Source organism: Nocardioides hungaricus, assembly GCF_054782915.1.
In genome coordinates, this window is record NZ_BAAGRO010000006.1 from 21232 (window position 1) to 39121 (window position 17890).

The 17890-nt window shown below is 72.2% G+C and carries 20 protein-coding genes and 1 pseudogene; 13 read left to right on the forward strand and 8 right to left on the reverse strand.

The genetic code is table 11. From position 1 onward, the window contains the following. The first annotated feature begins 3 nt into the window (after nucleotides 1-3). The 4 genes from atpD to ACYVKX_RS02925 all read left to right on the forward strand — a co-directional run bounded on the left by atpD (nucleotide 4) and on the right by ACYVKX_RS02925 (nucleotide 3760). Nucleotides 4-1458 (forward strand): F0F1 ATP synthase subunit beta, encoded by a 1455-nt coding sequence (gene atpD / locus ACYVKX_RS02910; RefSeq protein ID WP_460829052.1) that lies wholly within the window; start codon nucleotides 4-6, stop codon nucleotides 1456-1458. Next, on the forward strand, nucleotides 1458-1865 hold the full coding sequence (locus ACYVKX_RS02915; RefSeq protein ID WP_460829053.1) for a F0F1 ATP synthase subunit epsilon: 408 nt from the start codon (nucleotides 1458-1460) through the stop codon (nucleotides 1863-1865). The genes atpD and ACYVKX_RS02915 overlap by 1 nt, the downstream gene beginning before the upstream one ends. 97 nt (nucleotides 1866-1962) lie before the next feature. Continuing rightward, the gene (locus tag ACYVKX_RS02920; RefSeq protein ID WP_460829054.1) at nucleotides 1963-2412 is read left to right on the forward strand and encodes a DUF2550 domain-containing protein; all 450 of its coding nucleotides are present in this window, start codon (nucleotides 1963-1965) and stop codon (nucleotides 2410-2412) included. 178 nt (nucleotides 2413-2590) lie between these two features. Next, nucleotides 2591-3760 (forward strand): MFS transporter, encoded by a 1170-nt coding sequence (locus ACYVKX_RS02925; RefSeq protein WP_460829055.1) that lies wholly within the window; start codon nucleotides 2591-2593, stop codon nucleotides 3758-3760. Between the two features lie 21 nt (nucleotides 3761-3781). On the opposite strand, the gene ACYVKX_RS02930 is transcribed toward ACYVKX_RS02925, so the two are convergent. Then, a complete protein-coding gene (locus ACYVKX_RS02930; RefSeq protein ID WP_460829056.1) occupies nucleotides 3782-4354 on the reverse strand; it encodes a cob(I)yrinic acid a,c-diamide adenosyltransferase in 573 nt (190 codons plus the stop codon). Between the two features lie 196 nt (nucleotides 4355-4550). Between ACYVKX_RS02930 and ACYVKX_RS02935 the strand changes: the two genes are divergently transcribed. Both ACYVKX_RS02935 and ACYVKX_RS02940 read left to right on the forward strand, forming a co-directional pair. After that, nucleotides 4551-4859, forward strand: coding sequence for an STAS domain-containing protein (locus ACYVKX_RS02935; RefSeq protein WP_460829057.1), 309 nt, complete (start codon nucleotides 4551-4553; stop codon nucleotides 4857-4859). 72 nt (nucleotides 4860-4931) lie between these two features. Beyond that, nucleotides 4932-6959, forward strand: coding sequence for a protein meaA (locus tag ACYVKX_RS02940; protein WP_460829058.1), 2028 nt, complete (start codon nucleotides 4932-4934; stop codon nucleotides 6957-6959). Nucleotides 6960-6965: 6 nt separating this feature from the next. Here the strand turns inward: ACYVKX_RS02940 and ACYVKX_RS02945 are convergent, their stop codons facing one another. Genes ACYVKX_RS02945 through ACYVKX_RS02955 form a run of 3 tightly spaced genes read right to left on the reverse strand, consistent with a single transcriptional unit; the run spans nucleotide 6966 to nucleotide 10041 of the window. Continuing rightward, nucleotides 6966-8843, reverse strand: a complete 1878-nt coding sequence (locus ACYVKX_RS02945) for an FtsX-like permease family protein (RefSeq protein WP_460829059.1) — start codon at nucleotides 8841-8843, stop codon at nucleotides 6966-6968. After that, nucleotides 8840-9535 (reverse strand): ABC transporter ATP-binding protein, encoded by a 696-nt coding sequence (locus ACYVKX_RS02950; RefSeq protein WP_460829060.1) that lies wholly within the window; start codon nucleotides 9533-9535, stop codon nucleotides 8840-8842. Before ACYVKX_RS02950 ends, ACYVKX_RS02945 begins: the two co-directional genes overlap by 4 nt. Then, nucleotides 9532-10041: a PadR family transcriptional regulator gene (locus ACYVKX_RS02955; RefSeq protein ID WP_460829061.1), complete on the reverse strand. Its 510-nt coding sequence runs from the start codon at nucleotides 10039-10041 to the stop codon at nucleotides 9532-9534. The genes ACYVKX_RS02950 and ACYVKX_RS02955 overlap by 4 nt, the downstream gene beginning before the upstream one ends. 92 nt (nucleotides 10042-10133) lie before the next feature. On the opposite strand from ACYVKX_RS02955, the gene ACYVKX_RS02960 reads away from it, so the two are divergent. The 3 genes and pseudogenes from ACYVKX_RS02960 to ACYVKX_RS02970 all read left to right on the forward strand — a co-directional run. Continuing rightward, nucleotides 10134-10331, forward strand: a complete 198-nt coding sequence (locus ACYVKX_RS02960) for a hypothetical protein (protein ID WP_460829062.1) — start codon at nucleotides 10134-10136, stop codon at nucleotides 10329-10331. A 22-nt stretch (nucleotides 10332-10353) separates the two neighbouring features. Then, entirely contained in the window at nucleotides 10354-10878 is a 525-nt protein-coding gene (locus ACYVKX_RS02965) for a ferritin (protein ID WP_460829063.1), read from the forward strand. Nucleotides 10879-10948: 70 nt separating this feature from the next. Continuing rightward, a pseudogene (locus ACYVKX_RS02970) lies at nucleotides 10949-11164 on the forward strand (FAD-dependent oxidoreductase); the annotation flags it as partial. Between the two features lie 36 nt (nucleotides 11165-11200). On the opposite strand, the gene ACYVKX_RS02975 reads toward ACYVKX_RS02970, so the two are convergent. Then, nucleotides 11201-11680, reverse strand: a complete 480-nt coding sequence (locus ACYVKX_RS02975; protein WP_460829064.1) for a hypothetical protein — start codon at nucleotides 11678-11680, stop codon at nucleotides 11201-11203. 65 nt (nucleotides 11681-11745) lie between these two features. Between ACYVKX_RS02975 and ACYVKX_RS02980 the strand changes: the two genes are divergently transcribed. Beyond that, nucleotides 11746-12438 (forward strand): ArsR/SmtB family transcription factor, encoded by a 693-nt coding sequence (locus ACYVKX_RS02980; protein ID WP_460829065.1) that lies wholly within the window; start codon nucleotides 11746-11748, stop codon nucleotides 12436-12438. A gap of 20 nt (nucleotides 12439-12458) precedes the next feature. Here ACYVKX_RS02980 and ACYVKX_RS02985 read toward each other — a convergent pair whose 3' ends face one another. Both ACYVKX_RS02985 and nucS read right to left on the reverse strand, forming a co-directional pair. Next, nucleotides 12459-12842 carry a hypothetical protein gene (locus ACYVKX_RS02985; RefSeq protein ID WP_460829066.1) on the reverse strand — a complete coding sequence of 128 codons (384 nt, stop codon included), beginning with the start codon at nucleotides 12840-12842 and terminating at the stop codon, nucleotides 12459-12461. A gap of 82 nt (nucleotides 12843-12924) precedes the next feature. After that, entirely contained in the window at nucleotides 12925-13611 is a 687-nt protein-coding gene (gene nucS, locus ACYVKX_RS02990) for an endonuclease NucS (RefSeq protein ID WP_460829067.1), read from the reverse strand. An 87-nt stretch (nucleotides 13612-13698) separates the two neighbouring features. Here nucS and ACYVKX_RS02995 point away from each other — a divergent pair, with 87 nt between their 5' ends. The 3 genes from ACYVKX_RS02995 (at nucleotide 13699) to ACYVKX_RS03005 (ending at nucleotide 17264) form a co-directional block, all read left to right on the forward strand. After that, nucleotides 13699-15513, forward strand: coding sequence for a 3-hydroxyacyl-CoA dehydrogenase family protein (locus ACYVKX_RS02995; protein WP_460829069.1), 1815 nt, complete (start codon nucleotides 13699-13701; stop codon nucleotides 15511-15513). A gap of 171 nt (nucleotides 15514-15684) precedes the next feature. After that, nucleotides 15685-16476: an endo alpha-1,4 polygalactosaminidase gene (locus tag ACYVKX_RS03000; protein ID WP_460829070.1), complete on the forward strand. Its 792-nt coding sequence runs from the start codon at nucleotides 15685-15687 to the stop codon at nucleotides 16474-16476. Then, nucleotides 16467-17264, forward strand: coding sequence for an alpha/beta fold hydrolase (locus ACYVKX_RS03005; RefSeq protein ID WP_460829072.1), 798 nt, complete (start codon nucleotides 16467-16469; stop codon nucleotides 17262-17264). Before ACYVKX_RS03000 ends, ACYVKX_RS03005 begins: the two co-directional genes overlap by 10 nt. A gap of 70 nt (nucleotides 17265-17334) precedes the next feature. Here ACYVKX_RS03005 and ACYVKX_RS03010 read toward each other — a convergent pair whose 3' ends face one another. Continuing rightward, nucleotides 17335-17868: a CGNR zinc finger domain-containing protein gene (locus ACYVKX_RS03010; protein ID WP_460829073.1), complete on the reverse strand. Its 534-nt coding sequence runs from the start codon at nucleotides 17866-17868 to the stop codon at nucleotides 17335-17337. Nucleotides 17869-17890 lie beyond the last annotated feature (22 nt).

Here is a 17890-nt window from a genome sequence, read left to right on the forward strand (position 1 = left end):
GACATGACTGCAACGATCGAAGAGACCCAGGAGACCGGCTCCGCTGGCGTGGGCCGCATCGCACGGGTCATCGGCCCGGTCGTGGACGTCGAGTTCCCCGTGGACGCGATGCCCGAGATCTACAACAAGCTCGAGGTGGAGGTCACCCTCGGCGGCGAGACCTCGCGCCTCCCGCTGGAGGTCGCCCAGCACATCGGCGACGGCATGGTCCGCGCCATCTCGCTGAAGCCCACCGACGGCCTGGTCCGCGGCGCCCAGGTGACCGACACCGGCGGCCCGATCACGGTCCCGGTCGGCAACGCCACCCTCGGCAGGGTGTTCAACGCGACCGGCGACGTGCTGAACCTGGAGGAGGGCGAGACCCTCGAGGTCCAGGAGCGCTGGGGCATCCACCGCAAGGCGCCCGCCTTCGACCAGCTGGAGTCCAAGACCCAGATGTTCGAGACCGGCATCAAGGTGATCGACCTGCTGACGCCGTACGTCCAGGGCGGCAAGATCGGCCTGTTCGGCGGCGCCGGCGTCGGCAAGACCGTGCTGATCCAGGAGATGATCGCGCGCGTCGCCAAGGACCACGGTGGTGTCTCGGTGTTCGCCGGCGTCGGCGAGCGCACCCGCGAGGGCAACGACCTGATCGTCGAGATGGAGGAGGCCGGCGTCATCGGCCAGACCGCCCTCGTCTTCGGCCAGATGGACGAGCCGCCGGGCACCCGGCTGCGGGTCGCGCTGTCCGCGCTGACGATGGCGGAGTACTTCCGCGACGTGCAGAACCAGGACGTGCTGCTGTTCATCGACAACATCTTCCGGTTCACCCAGGCCGGCTCCGAGGTGTCCACCCTGCTCGGCCGGATGCCCTCCGCGGTGGGCTACCAGCCCAACCTCGCCGACGAGATGGGCACGCTCCAGGAACGGATCACCTCGACCCGCGGTCACTCGATCACCTCGATGCAGGCGATCTACGTGCCCGCGGACGACTACACCGACCCGGCGCCGGCGACCACGTTCGCGCACCTCGACGCGACCACCGAGCTGTCGCGCGAGATCGCGTCGCTGGGCATCTACCCGGCGGTGGACCCGCTGACCTCGACCTCGCGGATCCTCGACCCGCAGTACATCGGTCAGGCCCACTACGACTGCGCGATCCGCATCAAGCAGATCCTGCAGCGCAACAAGGAGCTCCAGGACATCATCGCGATCCTCGGTGTCGACGAGCTGTCCGAGGAGGACAAGATCATCGTGTCCCGGGCGCGCCGCATCCAGCGGTTCCTGTCCCAGAACACCTACGTCGCCAAGCAGTTCACCGGCATCGAGGGCTCGACCGTCCCGGTGTCGGAGACCATCGAGGCGTTCAACAAGATCGCCGCCGGCGAGTACGACCACGTGGCCGAGCAGGCCTTCTTCATGTGCGGCGGTCTGGACGACGTCGAGCAGAAGTGGGCCGAGATCCAGAAGAGCCTCTGATGGCTGCCGCCGACTCCGGCTCGCACCTGCACGTCGAGCTCGTCGCGGCCGACCGGACCGTGTGGTCCGGCGAGGCCGAGATGGTGATCGCGCGTACGACGGAGGGGGACGTCGGCATCCTGCGTGGTCACGCCCCGCTGCTCTCGGTGCTCACCGACGCGGTCGTCGAGATCTCCACGGTCGAGGACGGCGTCGTCGTCGCGGCGGTCGACGGGGGCTTCCTGTCGGTCGCCGGCGACCGGGTGTCGGTGCTGTCCCAGCAGGCGCTGCTCCCCGAGGAGATCGACGTCGACGAGGCGCGGGTCGAGCTCGAGGAGGCGCGCAGTCTGATCGGTGCGAACGACGAGGCCGAGCGGCGGCTGCGTCGTGCCGAGGCCCGGATCCGCGCGGTCGAGAAGGCATCCTGATCCACCCCGCCCGGACCGGGCGGACCCGTCGACACCCCCCGTGGGGTGCTCCCGCTAGGGTGAGCACTTCACGGGGGTGCGGGCTTGGAGGACGTGGATGCCGGTGTGGCAGTGGCTGCTCGATGCAGCCGGTGCGCTCCTCGGCCTCGTCCTGCTCTTCGGCATCGGCCTCATCGTGCGGCGGCGCCTGCTCGCCCGCCACGGCGGCACCTTCGAGCTCAGTTACCGCGTCCGGTCCACCAAGGCCGGGCGCGGTTGGCTTCTCGGGCTCGGCCGCTATTCCGGGGAGTCCCTGGAGTGGTTCCGCTACTTCTCGCTGTGGCCGCGCCCCAAGCGGGTCCTGCTGCGCTCCCGGCTGACCTACGACGGCCACCGCGACCCCGAGGGGGCTGAGCAGATGTCGCTCTATCCCGACCACGTGGTGATCGGCTGCCGGACGCCCGACGGGCTGGTCGAGCTCGCGATGTCGCCCTCCTCGCTCACGGGGTTCCAGGCCTGGCTCGAGGCCGGCCCCCCCGGAACCGACTGGACCCGCGCCCCCCGCTGACCCCGACGAGTCGGCTCATCTTGCCCACCCAGAGGGTGCGAGTCGGCGCAACTTGCCCACCTTGTCCACAGGCGGGCGGGCAAGACGCGCCGAGTCGCGCCCCTGTGATGGGCAAGACGCGCCGAGTCGGCATTGGGGGTGGTTTGGTGAGCAGCCGCCGATCGGGAAGGCTGAGCCGGTGACGTCGCTCCTCCAGACCCGCAACGCGGTGGCCGCCAGCTTCGCCCTCAACGGGTTCTGCTTCGCCACGCTGGTCTCCCGGCTGCCCGACATCCGCAGCGGGCTGGCGCTCACCAACAGCTCGCTGGGTCTGCTGCTGCTCGCGATCTCCGTGGGCTCGGTCATCGCGCTGCCGCTCAGCGGCCGCCTGATCGATCGGATCGGCGCGGCCGCGGTGACCCGGCTCGGCGCGATCCTGGTCGTCTCCGGCCTGGCCGTCGCGATGACCGGCGTGGCCACGGACCTGACGGTGCTGACCGCGCTCGGCCTCTTCGTCGACGGCGTCGGCATCGCGGTCTGGGACGTCTCGATGAACGTCGAGGCGGCGGAGGTCGAGCGGCGCCTCGGCCGCACGATCATGCCGCGCTTCCACGCGGGCTGGAGCCTCGGCTCGTTCGCCGGCGCGGCCATCGGCGTCCCAATGGCCGCGCTGCAGGTGCCGGTGATCCTGCACGTGCCGGGCTTCGCCGTCCTGGCCGCGGTCGCGACCTGGTTCGCCGCCGGCACCTACCTCACGCCGCCCGAGACGCACGAGGAGCAGGTGACGGCCGGCGGCTCGTGGTCTCCGTGGAAGGAGCCGCGCACGCTGGCGATCGGCGTCATGGTGCTGGCCTTCGCCCTCTCCGAGGGCGCCGCCAACGACTGGCTCTCGCTCGCGCTGATCGACGGCTACGGCGTACGCCACTGGGTCGGCGTCGCCGGCTTCACGCTCTTCGTCTGCTCGATGATGGCCGGCCGGCTCTACGGCCCTGTGCTGCTCGACCGCCACGGCCGCGCGCCGGTGCTCGGGGGATCCGCCGCGGCGGCGTTCGCCGGCATCCTGCTCGTGGTCTTCGGCGGCAACGTCGTGCTGGTCGGGATCGGCATCGTCGTCTGGGGCCTCGGCGCCTCGCTCGGCTTCCCCGTCGGCATGAGCGCGGCCGCCGACGAGCCGCTGCGCGCCGCCCGCCGGGTCGGCACGGTGTCGGCCATCGGCTACTCGGCGTTCCTCGCCGGCCCGCCGCTGCTCGGCCTGCTGGCCGACCGCGTCGGCACTCTCGAGACGCTGCTGGTCATCGCGGCTCTGATGGTCCCGGCGGGCGCCACGGTCTTCGCCGCCAAGGAGCGGCGGGAGCGGGTGCCGGTGTGAGTCAGGCCGACGCCCACCGCCCTACCGCTCGCCCCCCGGCACCCACAGCACGTCGCCGACGGATCGGTTGGCGTGGCGGGCGAGGATGAACAGCAGGTCCGAGAGCCGGTTCAGGTAGGTGATCGCCAGGACGTTCATCGTCTCGCCGTGCACCTCGTACGCCGCCCAGGTGGATCGCTCGGCACGACGGACCACGGTCCGGGCGACGTGCAGCAGCGCGGCGCCGGGGGTGCCGCCGTTGAGGATGAACGACCGCAGCTTGGGCAGGTCCTCGTTGTACTGGTCGCACCAGGCCTCGAGCCGGTCCACATAGACCTGCTCGATCCGCAGCGGCGGATACTCGGGGTCGGCGACCACCGGCGTGCAGAGGTCGGCGCCGACGTCGAAGAGGTCGTTCTGCACGGTGGTCAGGACGGCGGCCACCTCCGCGGAGAGCCCGCCGGTCGCCAGGGCGAGGCCGATCTGGGCGTTGGACTCGTCGACGTCGGCGTACGCCGCGAGCCGGAGGTCGGTCTTGCGGGTGGTGCTCATGTCGCCGAGCCGGGTCTCCCCGCCGTCGCCGGTGCGGGTGTAGATCCGGGTGAGGTTGACCATGACCGCGAGGGTAGCCGGGCATGGCCGGCGAGGGCGCGGGGTACACCGTGGATCAGACATCGGACGCGACACGGCGGAAATATCCGGCCGCGGAGCAACCTTCGGGACTGGTCCGGCGTCATAGTGGGTGACAGGCAGCCATCGACACGGTGGGAGCTACCGGGGATTCTCAGGGCCCCGGAGGACGGGGCAGATCATGGAGATCATCACCGACGGACCGACCATCCATCTCAGCGGTGACTTCGACGTGCGCAGCACGTGGGAGGTCCGCACCGCCATCTACGAGCTTCTCGAGGGCCACGACGCCGACGTCGTCGTCGACCTGACCGACGTGTCCACCATCGACATGACCGCGCTCAAGGTGCTCGCGGTCGCCACCCGCCAGGCCGCCCGCGGGGGCCACCACCTCACGCTGCGCGGCTGCGGTCCGGCGGTACGCCGGATGCTGCACCTGTCCCGGCTCAGCAGGTTCGTGGAGGTGGAGCGCGCCGCCGCCACCGCGTGACCGACGACGGCGGCGTGTCGGATACCCCACAGGCGGTTACCAACAGGTAGCCGCCGCCCTACCCTCGGTCGCATGACCGAGAAAGACAGGCCGGAGAAGGATCGGCCGTGGGTGATGCGGACCTACGCCGGACACTCGACCGCGGCGGCGTCGAACGCGCTCTACCGGACCAACCTCGCCAAGGGCCAGACCGGCCTCTCGGTCGCCTTCGACCTCCCGACCCAGACCGGCTACGACCCCGACTCGCCGCTGGCGCGGGGCGAGGTCGGCAAGGTCGGCGTACCGGTGCCGCACCTCGGCGAGATGCGCCGGCTGTTCGAGGGCATCCCGCTCACGGAGATGAACACCTCGATGACGATCAACGCCGTCGCGATGTGGATGCTCGCGATGTACCAGGTGGTCGCCGAGGAGCAGGCTCGGTCTGCAGGGGGGGAGAGCACGCCCGAGGAGGTCGCCGCGCAGCTGTCCGGCACCACGCAGAACGACATCATCAAGGAGTACCTCTCCCGCGGGACCTACGCGTTCCCGCCGGAGGCCTCGATGCGGCTGATCGCCGACATGATCGCCTACACCGTCCACCGGATCCCGAAGTGGAACCCGATCAACATCTGCAGCTACCACCTGCAGGAGGCCGGTGCGACGCCGACGCAGGAGCTCGCCTACGCGCTGTGCACCGCGATCGCCGTGCTCGACCAGGTCAAGGACGCCGGCCAGGTCGACGAGACCGACTTCGAGAAGGTCGTCGGCCGGATCTCGTTCTTCGTCAACGCCGGCGTCCGGTTCGTCGAGGAGACCTGCAAGATGCGGGCCTTCGGGCAGCTCTGGGACGAGATCACCCAGCAGCGGTACGGCGTCGAGGACCCGAAGATGCGGCGGTTCCGGTACGGCGTGCAGGTCAACTCGCTCGGCCTCACCGAGGCCCAGCCCGAGAACAACGTGCAGCGCATCGTGCTGGAGATGCTCGGCGTGACGCTGTCCAAGAGCGCCCGCGCCCGCGCGCTCCAGCTCCCGGCGTGGAACGAGGCGCTCGGCCTGCCGCGGCCGTGGGACCAGCAGTGGTCGCTGCGGCTCCAGCAGGTGCTGGCCTTCGAGTCCGACCTGCTGGAGTACGACGACATCTTCGACGGCTCGCACGTCATCGAGGCCAAGGTCGCGGAGCTGGTCGAGGGCGCCCGGGCCGAGATCGACCGGGTCCAGGCGATGGGCGGCGCGATCGCCGCGGTCGAGTACATGAAGTCCGAGCTGGTCTCCTCCCACGCCGCCCGCCGCGCGCGGATCGAGTCGGGCGAGGAGGTCATCGTCGGCGTCAACCGGTTCGAGACCACCGAACCCTCGCCGCTCACGGCCGACCTGGACGGCGCGATCATGGCCGCCGACCCCGAGGCCGAGCAGAGCGCCCGCGCGAGCGTCGAGGCGTGGAAGGCACAGCGCAGCGAGGCCGAGGTCGCCGACGCGCTCGCCGCCCTCGCCGAGGCTGCGAAGACCGAGGCGAACCTGATGGGCCCGACGCTGGTCGCCGCCCGGGCCGGCGCGACCACGGGGGAGTGGGCCGGCACGCTGCGCGAGGTGTTCGGCGAGTACCGCGGCCCGACCGGCGTGTCCGGCGCCGTGGTGGTGGAGGCCGGCGCCGAGCTGGCCGCCGTACGGGAGCGGGTCAAGGCGACCGGCGAGGAGCTCAGCGGGCAGCAGGGCGGCCGGCTGCGGCTGCTGGTCGGCAAGCCCGGACTCGACGGGCACTCCAACGGCGCCGAGCAGGTCGCCGTACGTGCGCGGGATGCCGGGTTCGAGGTCGTCTACCAGGGCATCCGGCTGACCCCGGAGCAGATCGTCGCGGCCGCAGTGGCGGAGGACGTGCACTGCGTCGGGCTGTCGATCCTGTCCGGCTCGCACATGGAGCTGGTCCCCGACGTCCTCGCCGGCCTGAAGGAGGCGGGCCTCGACGACGTCCCCGTGATCGTCGGCGGCATCGTCCCCGACTCCGACGGCCGCCGGCTGCGCGAGCTCGGCGTCGCCGCGGTCTACACGCCCAAGGACTTCGGCCTCACCGAGATCATGGGCGGCATCGTCGACGTGATCCGCCGGGCGCACGGCCTGCCGTAGCGCCCGTCACTCGGTGCGGACCTCCTCCGCGCGGAGCCGGGGGGCCGCCACGCTGGTGCACACCGCCCCGACCGCGACGCTGCCGAGCAGCGCCACCAGCCCGAGCCGCCAGGTCTGCGGCCACGGCATGCCGAGGCTCTCGTCCAGGACGAGGTAGGTCGCGCCGCCCAGGGCGCCGAGGCCGACCGCGAGGACCGCGCCCACCGCGACGGGTACGGCGACCTCGAGCCACACCGCGCGCCGCAGCAGCCCCGGGCCGAGGCCGACCAGGCGGAGCGCGACCAGCTCCTTGCGGCGCTGGATCGCCCGGTCGATCGCCGCGATCGCCAGCGCCAGCAGGCCGACCGCGAGGATCACCGCCGCGACCGACCAGATCACCGACCGCATGGTGGCGACGAAGTCGTAGCCGGCGTAGTCGGGGATCGTCATCAGGTTCACGCCCTGCGCCGCCAACAGGTCGGGGAGGTCGCGCCCCGGACCGGCGACGACGACCAGCGCCTGCCGTGTGCTCGGAGACAGCTGTCCCGCCATCGACGGGGGGATCAGGAGGTCGGCGTACACGTCGCCGTACTCCCACCCGGGGCCGAGGTCGATCGTGGGCAGGTCCAGGGGCAGGTCGAGGGCGTCGACCTGCCGCTGGCCGTAGCCGCTGGTCCAGGTGATCTGGGTGGCGCCACGCAACCGCGGGTAGTTCTCGCGCACGAACGCCGGCATCCCCTCGGCGAGCCAGGCGGCCTCGCCCTCCCGGCAGCCGGAGACGTCGGCGCCGAGGCGGGCCAGGTCGGCGCAGGTCGCGACCACGGCCTGCGGGCCGCCCCGGACCCCGATGCCCAGGAGGGGGAGCCCGACCACGTCGCGGACCTCGGGGATGCCGCGGATCCGCTCGGTCAGCGCAGGTGCGCTCCCGACCCGGGCCTCCACCGTGGAGCGCTGCTCGCGCTCGATGGCGCCGGCCGCCGCGACGTACTGCGGAGTGCTCTCGAACGCCACGAGGACGTAGCGGGCGCCGGTGACCAGGAACAGGCCGATCAGGAGCGCGCCGATGATCCGGGCGACGCCGGCCGGCTGTGCCTCGAGCCGGCGGACCGCGATCCGGCCCGCGGCGCCCAGGGGGAGCCCGGTGAGCGCGCGGGCGAGCAGCCGGACCAGGGTGGGCAGCACCAGCACCAGCCCGAGTCCGAGGAGCGCGACCCCGGGAAGCATCAGCGCGACCTGGCGGTTCGTGGCCGTGGAGGAGGTCTGGTGGCCCTGGACGAGCACGGTCCCACAGAGCGCGACGCCGGCCGCCAGCGGCGCGAGCCGCCACCACCCGGGCGGCTTGCGGTCGGCCCGCCTGGCGATCGCGAGCGGGTCGCGTGCCGTGCCGCGGGTGGGCATCAGTCCCGCGAGGACCACGACGGCCGGGACGCCGAGCAGCACGAGCAGCTGCGCGAGCGTGCCGGGCGAGAAGTCCGCGTCCCAGCCACGGCCCGCGGGCGGGTGCGCGACGAGCAGGGGCCGGACCGCGCGGAAGACCAGCCATCCGAGCGTGCCGCCCAGCGCCGCCGCGACCCCGGTCTCCGCGGCGCTGACCAGCCGGGTCTGCGCCGGCGTCAGGCCGATCAGCCGGAGGTTGGCGAGCCGCCGGTCGCGCAGCGCCGCCGAGAGCCGGGCGACCGTCGCGAGCAGCACGGCGCACGGCAGCGCGACCGCCGCCACGACGGCGGTGACCAGGCGGGGCATCTCGGCTTGGTAGGCCTCGGCGTGGCGCAGCTCGAAGCGGCCCGCCGCCAGCGCCGTCAGCAGCACGACCGCCGCCAGGAGCGCGGCGAGCACCAGCAGCGCCGTGCGCAGCCGGGCCGCCCGGGTCAGTGCCAGCCGGAGCCCGAGCAGCAGCGACGTCATGCCCGCGCCCCGGCCGCGATCCGGCCGTCGCGTACGACGACCAGCTCGTCGAGGTGCGACGCGACGACGTGGTCGTGGGTCACGACGACCAGGGCGGCGCCGGCACTCCGGGTCGCCTCGACGATGGTGTCCAGGACCCGCTCGGCGGTCAGGCTGTCGAGCGAGCCGGTGGGCTCGTCGGCCAGCACGACCGCTGGCTGGTGCACCAGCGCCCGGGCCACGGCGGCTCGCTGCGCCTGGCCTCCCGACACGGCGCCGGTACGGCGGTCGGCCAGGTCGGCGACGCCGAGCGCGTCGAGCATCTCGGTCGCGCGCTCGCGCGCGGCCCGGGCGCGGTGGCCGAGCACCTGGAGCGGCAGCATCACGTTCTCGACGAGCGTGAGCTCGGGGACCAGATCGCCGAACTGGAAGACCATGCCCATCCGGGCCAGTCGGCGCCGGCTCCGGGCCGCCTCGCCGAGCAGGTCCAGCCGCTCGTCCTCGAACCACACCTCGCCCGCGTCGGGACGGACGATGCCGGCCAGCGCGTGCACGAGCGAGGACTTGCCCGACCCCGACGGGCCCATCACCGCGGTCCGGGAGCCGGGCAGGATCGCGAGGTCCGCGCGGTCGATGGCGATGGTGTCGCCGTACCGCACCGTCAGGCCGCGCGCCTCCAGGACCGCAGGCCCGAGGGATCTCGTCGTGGTCATCGGAGCTCCTCCAGTCGGGTGCCGGCTTCCTCGATCCAGCGCAGGTCGGCGTCGAGGTGGGCCAGCTCGTAGGTGATCGGCAGCTGCTCGGCCGGGCCGGCGTCGGCGCGCTGCCGGGTCAGCTCGCGCATCCGCGCCAGGTGCTGGGTGCGCTGCCGGTCCAGCACCTCGGCCGCCGAGCGGCCCGAGGTCAGGGCCACGCTGACCCGGGTGCACAGGTTGCTCATCGCGAACTCGGCGGGCTGCTGGGGGGAGTACACCCAGGCGTCGACGGTCTCCACGCCGGTCGGCGTGACCCGGTAGCGCTTGCGCTCGGGCCCCTCGGCCACCTCGACATCGAGGATCTCCGCCCAGCCGTTGCGCTCGAACCGGGACAGGGCGGCGTAGACCTGGCCGAAGGCCAGCGGCCGGGTGCGCGAGAAGCGGTCGTCGTACCGCTGTTTGAGGGTGTAGCCGTGGGCGGGCTCCTGCTCGAGCAGGGCCAGGAGGGGGAGGGCGGCGCTCATGGCCCGAACTATACACAGTGTGAATAGTCGCCCACCATCGACCGCGCGAGACAGAAGTAAGGCTGCCCTAAACTCGTGCTACCGTTCGGGCCGTGGGTAAGAAGCGCAAGCAGCCGAGGGCCAAGCTGCCGAAGACCAAGTGCTGCGAGTCCAAGTCGCGGTGCGGTCGCTGCCCCATCCGGATGCTGAAGGACGGCGCGCTGCCCGCGGGGTATACGGTCAGGAAGCGCGAGCTGGTGCGCCTGGACGGCAAGAAGGTCACCAAGAAGAGGCTCGCCAAGGCCGCCTGACCCGAGATCCGAGGAGCCCCCGTTGGTCGCAGCCCGCTTCGCCGAGCAGCTCAACGTCCAGATCGGCAACGAGTTGGCGGCGCACAACCAGTACCTCGCGTGCGCGGTCCACTACGACGCGCAGACGATGCCCCGGATGGCGGCGTTCTTCTACGCCCAGGCGCTCGAGGAGCGCGCGCACGCGTCGATGATGATCCGGTACCTCCTCGACACCGACAGCGACGTCGTGATCCCGGCGGTCCCGGCACCGGAGAACGCCTTCGCCGACGTCGTCGCCCCGGTCGCGCTCGCGCTGGACCAGGAGAAGCGGGTGACCGAGCAGATCAACACGCTGCTGCGGATCGCGCGCGAGGAGAGTGACTTCGCCTCCGAGCAGTTCATGCAGTGGTTCATCAAGGAGCAGGTCGAGGAGGTCGCGACGATGAGCGACCTGCTGGCCGTGGCCACCCGCAACCGCGACGACATCGAGGACATCGAGGAGTACGTCGCGCGCGAGCAGGGCGGCGAGGCCGACGACCCGACCGCGCCGCGCCAGGCCGGCGTCTGAGGCTGAGCCAGCGCAGGACGGCGGCGCGCATCTGCGCCGCCACACTTCTCCCATCGTGGAGCGGGTGATCGTGGTCGGGGCAGGTGTGGTCGGGCTGACCTGCGCGCTGCGCCTGCTCGAGGCCGGCCACCGCGTGGACGTGGTCGCACGCGACCTGCCGCGGGAGACGACCTCCGCCGTCGCCGCCGCGTTCTGGTACCCCTATCGGGCACTCCCGCAGGACCGAGTCACCGCCCGCACGCCCCTCCACGGGCCGACGTCGCGTACGCCCCCGGCCTCCTGCGTCTGCTGCCGGTCGGCCAGCGCGCGATGGGGAAGATCCTCACAGGCTCGTCGCGACAGCAGGTCGCGCGGTCCGGAGCGCGCCGACCTGGTCGGCGTACCACCGGATCTCGGTGAGGTGCCTGGCGATCTCGCGGAGCGTCCAGCTGTCGCCGCGCGGGACGTCCCACTCGTCCGGGCCGGCGACCGCGAGCCGGAGCGCGAACGTGCGCCCGAGCCGACGCAGCCGCTGCCCGGCCTCGTCGAGGTCGAGCTCGGTGAACCGCGCCCAGTCGGCATCGACGGTGACCACGCTGCCGTGCCAGTGGTCGGGCTCGGTCGGTACGCCGGCCAGCAGCGCCTCGACCTCGGCCAGGTGGTCGACGAGGTGGTCGGCGATCCGGCGGACGGCCTTGTGCGGCGTGTAGATCCGGTCGCCGCCCTCGCTGACCGCCGGGCGGCCGTTCCAGGCGAGCCAGGTGGCCGCCACCTCCAGGCAGTACTCGACGGCGGACTCGACCTGGGCTCCGGGGTTCTCCATGACCACGACGTTAGAGGCGGGACGCTTCGGTGCCGGCCGAACCGTCCGCGGCGTAGCCTCGCCGGATGCACGACACCGACCTCGCCGCCGTCGGGGCGCTCATCGGCGAACCGAGCCGGGCTCGGATGCTCGACGCCCTCATGGGCGGCCGGGCGCTGACCGCCGGTGAGCTCGCCCGGGTCGCCGGCGTCGGTGCCTCGACCGCGAGCGAGCACCTCGCGCGGCTACGTGACGGCGGGCTCGTGGAGGTCGTGGTCTTGGGGCGGCACCGCTACCACCGGATCGCCGGCCCGGACGTCGGCGCGGCCCTCGAGGCGATCTCGCACATCGCACCCCGGCAGCCCGTGCGGTCGCTGCGCCAGGCCGGGCACGCACGGGCGCTCGGCTTCGCGCGCACCTGCTACGACCACCTCGCCGGCGTGTGCGGCGTCGCGCTGCACGACGCGCTGCTGTCCCACGAGTGGCTGACGCCGGCGTACGACGTCACACCAGCCGGAGCGACGGGGCTGGCCGGCTGGGGTGTCGACGTCGAGCTCGTGCGCGCCCAGCGCCGCTCCTTCGCCCGGCCGTGCCTGGACTGGACCGAGCGCCGGTCCCACCTGGCCGGCGGCCTCGCCGCCGCGATCGCCGACGGGCTGGTCGAGCGCGGCTGGTTCGTGCGGCGTACCGCCTCGTCCAGGGCGCTGCGGCTCACCGACACCGGCCGCAGCGGACTGGTCGGGTTGGGCTGCGACCTCGGGTCACGAGAGCCGATGTGACGGGTCGGCCGGCGTGCAGGTCACGAAGGCTCGGGAAGGCGCCGGACGACCTCGGCGAGGGTGCTCTCGATGCGCTCGAGGCGGCCGGTGTGCTCGTCCTGGGTGGACCTGACCTCGCCGAGGGTGCTCTCGACGCGGTCCAGCCGGCCACCGACGCGGTCGAGGCGGCCGTCGACGCGGTCGAGGCGGCCGTCGATGCCGTCGAGGCGGCCGTCGACGCGGTCGAGGCGGCCGTCGACGCGGTCGAGGCGGCCGTCGACGCGGTCGAGGCGGCCGTCGATGCCGTCGAGGCGGCCGGTGTGCTCGTCCTGGGTGGACCTGACCGCGGTGATGAGCTCGTAGATCGACTCGGTGTCGTTCTCGAGCCGGGCCACGCGGCGACTCATGCCGGGATCGCTCGTCATAGCTGTCACCGTATGCCGGGTTCTCGAGAGCCGCCAGCGTCGTCCCGAACGCCTGTGGAGAGCGGGCCGGGCCGCCTGCCGGTCAGAACAGGCGGTCCGTCGGGTCGTCGAGTCCCCGCAGCGCGTCGTAGTCGACGAGGGCACAGGACATGCCGCGATCCTGCGCCAGCACCCTCGCCTGAGGCTTGATCTCCTGGGCCGCGAAGATCCCCCGCACCGGTCCCTTGATCGTGAGCAGCGGGTCGCGGTTCAGCAGCTCGAGGTACCTCTCGAGTTGAAGGACGCCGTCGATCTCGCCGCGGCGCTTGACCTCGACCGCGACCGAGGTGCCGTCGGCGTCGCGGCACATCAGGTCGACCGGGCCGATCGGCGTCGGATACTCGCGGCGCACCAGCGCCAGGCCGGGGGAGAGGGTCGCGGGGTGCTCGGCCAGCAGCTCCTGGAGGTGCCTCTCGACGCCGTCCTTCTGCAGGCCGGGGTCGATGCCGAGCTCGTGGCTCGACTCGTGCAGGACCTCCTCGATGAGGATCCGCAGGGTGTCGTCGGACTTCGGGTTGGTGACGGTCCACTCGACCTGGCCGTCCTCGGTGGTGCCCTCGCGGAGGGTGCACGGCGGCGACATCCAGTTGAGCGGCTTGTAGGAGCCGCCGTCGGAGTGCACGAGCACGGACCCGTCGGCCTTGATCATCAGCACCCGCGTCGCCATGGGGAGGTGGGCGGTCAGCCGCCCGGCGTAGTCGACCTGGCACCTGGCAACGACGAGTCTCACGGGCGCGACCCTAATCGGATCGTCAAGTTACTTGCGAGTGAAGTAGGCCACTGCCGCCGGGCCCACTCCCATGCCACCATGCGCCGCATGACGACTGTGCCTGCGGAGAGCCGCACGTTCTCGACCATCGGCATCATCGGCCTCGGCACCATGGGTGCCGGCATCGCCGAGGTGTTCGCCCGCAACGGGTACGCCGTGGTCGGGGTCGAGAAGGACGACGACGGCCTGGCCCGTGGCCGCCAGCACCTCGAGCACTCGACCGCCCGCGCCGTACGCCGCGAGAAGATGACCGAGGCGGAGCAGGCCGAGCTGCTCGGCCGGATCACCTTCTCGACCGAGCTCGGGGACCTCGCCGACGCCGACCTGGTCGTCGAGGCCGTCGTGGAGTCGCTGGAGACCAAGAAGGCGCTGCTCCGCGACCTCGACGCGATCGTGGCACCAGACGCGGTGCTCGCCACCAACACCTCGAGCCTCTCGGTCACCGAGATCTCGACCGCGAACTCCCACCCGGGCCGCGTCGTCGGCATCCACTTCTTCAACCCGGCGCCGGTCCAGGATCTCGTCGAGATCGTCCGCACGGTCGTCACCGAGGAGCAGGTGCTGGCCGACGTACAGGCGCTGGTCGAGGCGGTCGGCAAGAGCCCCGTCGTCTGCGGCGACAAGGCGGGCTTCATCGCGAACACCCTGCTGTTCGGCTACCTCAACCATGCGGTCTCGATGTACGAGGGCCGCTACGCCAGCCGCGAGGACATCGACGCCGCGATGCGCTTCGGCTGCGGCTACCCGATGGGCCCGCTGGCGCTGCTGGACCTGATCGGCCTCGACACGGCGTACACGATCCTCGAGACGATGTACCGCCAGGGCCGCGACCGCCTGCACGCGCCGTCCCCGATCCTCAAGCAGATGGTCACCGCGGGCTGGCTGGGCCGGAAGACCGGTCGCGGCTTCTACACCTACGAGGCGCCCGACAGCCCGGTCGTGGTCGCCGACGACCAGACGCCGTCCGCCGACGCCAGGCCCGCGCTCAGGCACGACATCTCGCAGGTCGGCGTCGTCGGCACCGGCACCATGGCGAGCGGCGTCGTCGAGGTCTTCGCCAAGGCCGGGTACGACGTGCTGGTGGTCGGCCGGGCGCGGGAGAAGGTCGAGGGTGTGGTCGCGACGATCGCCAAGAGCTTCGACAAGCAGATCCAGCGCGGCCGGGCCACCGAGGAGGCCAAGGCGGAGGTGCTGGCCCGGATCACCGGGTCGATCTCGCTCGACGATCTCGCGTCGGTGGACCTCGTGGTCGAGGCGATCGCCGAGGACCTCGCGATCAAGACCACGCTGTTCGAGAACCTCGACGAGATCTGCCGCCACGGCAACGGCGGGCGGGGCGCGATCCTCGCGACCACGACGTCGAGCCTGCCGATCATCGCCTGCGCGCAGGCGACCTCGCGGCCGCAGGACGTTATCGGCATGCACTTCTTCAACCCCGCCCCGGTGATGAAGCTGGTCGAGGTGGTCTCCACCGTCGTCACCGCCGACGACGTCACCGAGACGACCCGCGCCCTGTGCGACAAGGTCGGCAAGGTCGCGGTCTCCTGCGGCGACCGGGCCGGCTTCATTGTGAACGCGCTGCTGTTCCCCTATCTCAACGACGCGGTGAAGATGCTGGAGGCGCACTACGCGACCGCCGATGACATCGACACCGCGATGAAGCTCGGATGCGCGCTGCCGATGGGACCGTTCGAGCTCCTCGACGTGGTCGGCAACGACGTGTCGCTGGCGATCCAACGCGAGCTCTACCTGGAGTTCCGTGAGCCCGGCTTCGCCCCCGCCCCGCTGCTGGAGCACCTCGTCACCGCCGGCTACCTGGGCCGCAAGACCAGGCGCGGCTTCCGGGACTACTCCGCGCGCTAGGCCGACTCGGCGCATCTTGCCCGCTCAGACGCTGCGAGTCGGCGCGTCTTGCCCGCTGGAGGAGGGCGAGTCGGCGCGTCTTGCCCGCGGCCCGGGCAACTTGCGCCGAGTCGCGCCTCTACGGCGGGCCACTTGCGCCGAGTCGGCCCGGGGTGCGCGAGGATGGGATGGATGATCCGCTCTCGAAGGACAAGTCGGGATGCTGCGGTACCCGGACGACGCCGTCTCGCCACGTGGAGTCACGCGCTCGTCGTACCCGCACTGCTGGCCCTGGTGCCGCTGCCGACCGGCACCGACGTCGACTACCAGCTCGGTGGCGAGCGCCCCGTGCCGGATCGGGTCGGCATCGTGGTGCGTGACCGCGAGGCCGAGCCGGTCGAGGGGAGGTACAACGTCTGCTACGTCAACGGCTTCCAGACCCAGCCCGGCGAGCGCCGGTTCTGGCGCCAGCACTGGCGCCTGGTGCTCAAGCGCGGCGGCGAGCCCGTGGTCGACGAGGCGTGGGGCGAGTGGCTGCTCGACGTACGCACCAAGGCCAAGCGGCGCGATCTCGCGAGGATCGTGAACCGCTGGACGCGCGGCTGCGCGGCGGCCGGCTTCGACGCGGTCGAGTTCGACAACCTCGACTCGTTCACCCGCAGTCGCGGCTTGGTCGAGCGCCGGCAGGCGCTGGCCTTCGCGCGGCTGCTGGTGAAGGGCGCGCACCGCGCCGGGCTCGAGGCCGGGCAGAAGAACCTCGCCGGGTACGACGGCACGCGGATCGGCTTCGACTTCGCGGTCGCCGAGGAGTGCGGCCGCTACCGGGAGTGCGGCGCCTACACGCGGGCGTACGGCGACCGGGTGCTCGCGATCGAGTACCGCCGGGCGGACTTCCGCTGGACCTGCCGGCGGTACGGCGACCGGCTCGCCGTCGTCCTCCGGGACCGTGACCTGACGCCGACGGGAGTGCGCGAGTGGTGCTGAGCACGGGCCTGCACACGACGAGCCTGGGGGAGAGTGGGCCGCTCGTCGCCTTCTGTCACGGGCTCTTCGGGCAGGGCAGGAACTGGACCACGATCGCCAAGGAGGTCGCGGCCGACCACCGGACGCTGCTGGTCGACATGCCGCACCACGGCCGCTCCGAATGGCCGGACCGCTTCGACTACGTCGACGTCGCGGACCGCGTGGCGGCGCTCTTCGACGCCGACGACCCGGTCGCGCTGGTCGGCCACTCGATGGGCGGCAAGGCCGCGATGGTGCTGGCCCTGCGCCACCCCGAGCTGGTCGAGCGGCTCTGCGTGGTCGACGTCGCGCCGGTCGGCTACGCGGGGCGCAGCGAGTTCGCGGGCTACATCGAGGCGATGCTCGCGCTCGACGTCGCATCGCTCGAGCACCGCCGCGACGCCGACGCCGCGCTCGCCGAGGCGGTGCCGAACGCGACCGTGCGCAGCTTCCTGCTCCAGAACCTGCACCGAGGCGGCGGTGCAGAGGACGGCTGGGCGTGGCGCCCGAACCTCGAGGTCCTCGGCCGCGACCTCGACGCGCTCGGCGGCTGGCCGGCCGACGCGCTCGACGGCGTCGCGCCGTACGAGGGCAGGACGCTGTGGGTGGCGGGCGAGACCTCGGCGTACGTCACCGACGACTACGCCCCCGCGATGGACCGCTGGTTCCCGCGGAACCGACGGGTCACGATCAAGGACGCCGGCCACTGGGTCCACTCCGAGCAGCCCCAGGTCTTCACCGAGGTGCTCCGCCGCTTCCTCGCCCAGTGATCAACGCCGAGTCGGCGCAGACTCAGCTGAGTTTGCGCCGACTCGGCGTTGAGTTTGCGCCGACTCGGCGTCAGTCGCGCTGGCGGGCGCGGTAGGCCGCCACGGCGTTGCGGTTGCCGCAGGTGGTCGAGCAGAAGCGCTTCGAGCGGTTGCGGGAGAGGTCGAGGACGACGCCGCCGCAGTCGTCGTCGGCGCAGACGCCGAGCCGGGACATCTCGTCGGCGCGGATCACGTCGACCATCGCCATCGCCGTCTCGACCCGGATCCGGGTCGGCAGGTCGCGGTCGGGGGTGACCGCGTGCACGTGCCAGTCCCACACGTCGTGGCGCACCAGCCGGGGGACCGCGTCGGCCGACGCGAGCATCTGGTTGACGATGTCGACCGCGTCGTCGCGGGACGCCGTGAGTAGGGCGTGCAGGTCGGGGCGGATCGCGCGGACCGCGTCCAGCTCGGCCCGGTCGCGGTCGCGGCGGCCGGTGAACTCGAACGCGGCGTAGAACGCGTCGAGGTCCGCGATCGTCGCCATCGTGTCCGGCTCGAGGGCGGAGTTGGCCAGCGTCACGGCAGCCTGGAGCGAGACCTCGGTGTCATGGGCGAAAACCATGTTGACAGGTTACATGCCCGCA

What these genes read in the sequence shown, in the direction of transcription:
- atpD (WP_460829052.1), top strand. Translation starts at nt 4, where the DNA reads ATGACTGCAACGATCGAAGAGACCCAGGAGACCGGCTCCGCTGGCGTG.
- ACYVKX_RS02915 (WP_460829053.1), top strand. Translation starts at nt 1,458, where the DNA reads ATGGCTGCCGCCGACTCCGGCTCGCACCTGCACGTCGAGCTCGTCGCG.
- ACYVKX_RS02920 (WP_460829054.1), top strand. Translation starts at nt 1,963, where the DNA reads ATGCCGGTGTGGCAGTGGCTGCTCGATGCAGCCGGTGCGCTCCTCGGC.
- ACYVKX_RS02930 (WP_460829056.1), bottom strand. Translation starts at nt 4,354, where the DNA reads ATGGTCAACCTCACCCGGATCTACACCCGCACCGGCGACGGCGGGGAG.
- ACYVKX_RS02935 (WP_460829057.1), top strand. Translation starts at nt 4,551, where the DNA reads ATGGAGATCATCACCGACGGACCGACCATCCATCTCAGCGGTGACTTC.
- ACYVKX_RS02940 (WP_460829058.1), top strand. Translation starts at nt 4,932, where the DNA reads ATGACCGAGAAAGACAGGCCGGAGAAGGATCGGCCGTGGGTGATGCGG.
- ACYVKX_RS02945 (WP_460829059.1), bottom strand. Translation starts at nt 8,843, where the DNA reads ATGACGTCGCTGCTGCTCGGGCTCCGGCTGGCACTGACCCGGGCGGCC.
- ACYVKX_RS02950 (WP_460829060.1), bottom strand. Translation starts at nt 9,535, where the DNA reads ATGACCACGACGAGATCCCTCGGGCCTGCGGTCCTGGAGGCGCGCGGC.
- ACYVKX_RS02955 (WP_460829061.1), bottom strand. Translation starts at nt 10,041, where the DNA reads ATGAGCGCCGCCCTCCCCCTCCTGGCCCTGCTCGAGCAGGAGCCCGCC.
- ACYVKX_RS02975 (WP_460829064.1), bottom strand. Translation starts at nt 11,680, where the DNA reads ATGGAGAACCCCGGAGCCCAGGTCGAGTCCGCCGTCGAGTACTGCCTG.
- ACYVKX_RS02980 (WP_460829065.1), top strand. Translation starts at nt 11,746, where the DNA reads ATGCACGACACCGACCTCGCCGCCGTCGGGGCGCTCATCGGCGAACCG.
- ACYVKX_RS02985 (WP_460829066.1), bottom strand. Translation starts at nt 12,842, where the DNA reads ATGACGAGCGATCCCGGCATGAGTCGCCGCGTGGCCCGGCTCGAGAAC.
- ACYVKX_RS02995 (WP_460829069.1), top strand. Translation starts at nt 13,699, where the DNA reads ATGACGACTGTGCCTGCGGAGAGCCGCACGTTCTCGACCATCGGCATC.
- ACYVKX_RS03000 (WP_460829070.1), top strand. Translation starts at nt 15,685, where the DNA reads ATGATCCGCTCTCGAAGGACAAGTCGGGATGCTGCGGTACCCGGACGA.
- ACYVKX_RS03010 (WP_460829073.1), bottom strand. Translation starts at nt 17,868, where the DNA reads ATGGTTTTCGCCCATGACACCGAGGTCTCGCTCCAGGCTGCCGTGACG.